Origin of the sequence: Williamsia sp. (assembly GCF_036566845.1) — a bacterium.
Lineage (GTDB): Bacteria > Actinomycetota > Actinomycetes > Mycobacteriales > Mycobacteriaceae > Williamsia.
On the sequence record NZ_DATCVM010000062.1, the window covers coordinates 1 to 2,702 of the forward strand.

Genomic DNA, 2,702 nt, shown 5'->3' on the forward strand with positions numbered 1-2,702 from the left:
CCGATCACCAGCAGCGGTAACAGCGCGGTGAATACCGACCGGTAGACGATCAGCAGGATCAGGGCGATCACGCCCGCGGTAGCGATTGAGATCAGCAGCAGGTCGTGCTCGGCGGAGGCGATCATGTCGCTGAAGGTTGCCGGTGGTCCCGTCACCTGCACGGTCGTAGTCGATCCGGTGAACACCTCCGCAGCGATGTCGCGCACCGCGTTGACGGATTCGGCGGCCGTGGGGTCTCCGAGGGTGCCGGTGACGCCGACGGGCAGGTACCAGGCTTTGCCGTCGGCGCTGACTGCCTGGGCTTCGGTAATCGGATCGGACAGTAGGTCCTGCACCAGCACGACGTGGTTGCCTTCGGCCTGCAACCGGTCCACGAGTTCGCCGTAGCCCTGCCGTGCAGTCGGAGTCAAGCCATTGGGGTCTTCCATGGCGACGAACACCATGGTTTTCGAGCCTTCTTCGCCGAAAGCGGCGCTCATGCGGTCAACCGTCTGCAAGGACGGCGCATCGCGAGGAATAAGGTCCACCGACTGTTGGCGCACCACGGTTTCCAGCTGGGGGAACAGCAGCGCGAGGACCACCGCGGCGCCTAGCCATACCCCGATGACCAGCGCTTTGTGCCTGAGGGTGAATCGGGCTAGCGCTGCCAACCGTTCGCTGTACTCGCGGGTGTCGGCCGGGTCGGGGGATCCGTCGGCCCGCCGGCCACGGCGCGTGGCCTGGCTTGGGGAATCTGCAGTGCCGTCGGTCACTGGACCTCCACTGGTAGCGAATGGTAGCGATACTGTCGGTATCGCTACGCTACCGCATGTAGTGCAAGTGGTCGCGGAGTCGTCGTCGCGAGGCCGAGCAATGCGCGGCTGGCGAAGGGCCGGCGGCCGCTATCGAGTCGGGCCCCGGGCGCCGGTCACAGTCGGCAGAGGAATGGTCGAAACTCAGTTGGCTTCTGAAGCCAGGCCGACGTTGTTCAGTCGACGGCATTGGCCTTGGATGTCGTTCTGGGTTTTGCTGTTGCTGGTCCCGGACGTTGACATCGAGCGCACGCACGGCCACATCGCGTAGCGGGGCCGCGGGCCGCTACCTCTGGGGTTGGGCTTCGGTTGTGGCCGACTGGCCCGTGTTCTGCAGCAGCACGTAATTGCCGAGGCTGCCCAGGAAACCTGCGCAGTGCTGAACGAGTTCATCGGTGGTGAACTCGAGTTCTCCGTCGAGCCAGCGGCGCAAGACTTCGAATAGCCCTCCTACGCCCAAGGTCGAGGCCAGATGGGCAACCCCCACGGCGGAGTCGGCGATGTCGAGGTGAAGTCTGGCTTCGCGCAATACGAGGTCGGTGAAACCGGCCATCAGTTCGCTGCGTAGCTCTCGGAGCAGCGGCTCGGTTGCAGATTCTACGAACAGGATCCGACCCAGCCGAGGGTCGTTGTCGATCATGCTGACCAGCCTGCGGATCGGCGCGTACGCCAGCACCTCCGGTGGCTCGCCGGCATCGGGAATCGCGTCGACTATCACCTCCTGGAAGGTGGCATAGAGCTGCTGGTAGACAGCCCGCAGGAGTGCGTCTCGGCCGGAGAAATGCTGGTAGAAGTAGCGTGACGTGACACCTGATTCAGCGCAGACGGCAGTCACAGTGGCGGCGGCAACACCGCGCGTGCCGATCAACTCGGTTGCGGCCTCGATGAGACGGGTGCGCCGGTTCCGGTGGCGCTCCTCGGCGGACATCCCGCTATACACCCGCGCCGAACCCACCTGGATAGCTTGCCATCTAATTCTGACAAGGCTTAGAGTCAGATTGCCAGCGTGCCTTTGACGAACGGGAGAACAACATGAGCGACGATTCGTCCACGCGGCCCACCACGCGGGTCGTCCCGAAGCCCCGCCGTGTTCGGTTCGCCATGCCTGCTGGGACCAGTCGGCAGCACTTCGTCGATGGCGACTTGGTGATGAGCCACTTTGTGTCCACCTTGTCGGCCACGTTCCCCGAAGGCGAAGACTTCTTCATCCGGTCAGTCCGCGAGTACCGGGACCACATCAGCGACGCTGACCTGAAGGAGGCGGTCAAGGGATTCATCGCTCAAGAGGCCACCCACCGGCACCAGCATCGGCTGCTCAACGATCGCCTTCAAGCGATGGGCTATCCCACCGAGGGGATCGATCGGCATATCAAGAAGTTGGTTGGCCGACTTGAGAAGCGTTTTTCTCCCAAGATGCGCCTGGCTGTGACGGCCGCCCTCGAGCACTACACGGCGACATTCGCCGAGATCATTCTCACCAGCGACGAAGCTCAAGAATTGATCGGCGACACCGAAGTGCGGCCTATTCTGCTCTGGCATGCACTGGAAGAATGCGAGCACAAGGCCGTCGCTTTCGATGTCTACGAGACGGTCGGTGGAAGCGAACGCACCAGGGTCTGGGGGATGCGGATCGCCAGCCTCCTCTTGTTCAGCGAGTTGGTCATCCAGACCACCCGCTCTCTGGCCGGTGACCGTGCCGCCTACAGCCCGGTGCGGTTGCTGCGCAGCCTTCGAGCCTTCCGTCATAACCCGCTATTCAGCGCAGCAGCAATTGAGCGCTTTCGTTCTTACACCCGCGCCGGATTTCATCCCGACGACTGGAATAGCGCAGAGATCCTCGAACGCTGGACCAAGGAACTCTTCGACGCCGATGGTGGCCAACAGGTGCGTAGCAGCGTCTAGCTCGACCAG

General features: G+C 63.1%; 3 protein-coding genes. 1 reads left to right on the top strand and 2 read right to left on the bottom strand.

Annotated elements, in window-relative coordinates:
* The coding region (locus VIQ49_RS05450) for an MMPL family transporter (RefSeq protein WP_331881713.1) at positions 1-752 on the bottom strand (752 nt) is incomplete at its 3' end.
* A 325-nt stretch (positions 753-1,077) separates the two neighbouring features.
* Positions 1,078-1,719 (bottom strand): TetR/AcrR family transcriptional regulator, encoded by a 642-nt coding sequence (locus VIQ49_RS05455; RefSeq protein ID WP_331881716.1) that lies wholly within the window; start codon positions 1,717-1,719, stop codon positions 1,078-1,080.
* A 104-nt stretch (positions 1,720-1,823) separates the two neighbouring features.
* On the opposite strand from VIQ49_RS05455, the gene VIQ49_RS05460 reads away from it, so the two are divergent.
* A complete protein-coding gene (locus VIQ49_RS05460; RefSeq protein WP_331881719.1) occupies positions 1,824-2,693 on the top strand; it encodes a metal-dependent hydrolase in 870 nt (289 codons plus the stop codon).
* Positions 2,694-2,702: the final 9 nt, after the last annotated feature.

Bases quoted from the DNA above. Each gene is read 5' to 3' on its own strand.
- VIQ49_RS05460 (WP_331881719.1), top strand. From the start codon at position 1,824: ATGAGCGACGATTCGTCCACGCGGCCCACCACGCGGGTCGTCCCGAAG.
- VIQ49_RS05455 (WP_331881716.1), bottom strand. From the start codon at position 1,719: ATGTCCGCCGAGGAGCGCCACCGGAACCGGCGCACCCGTCTCATCGAG.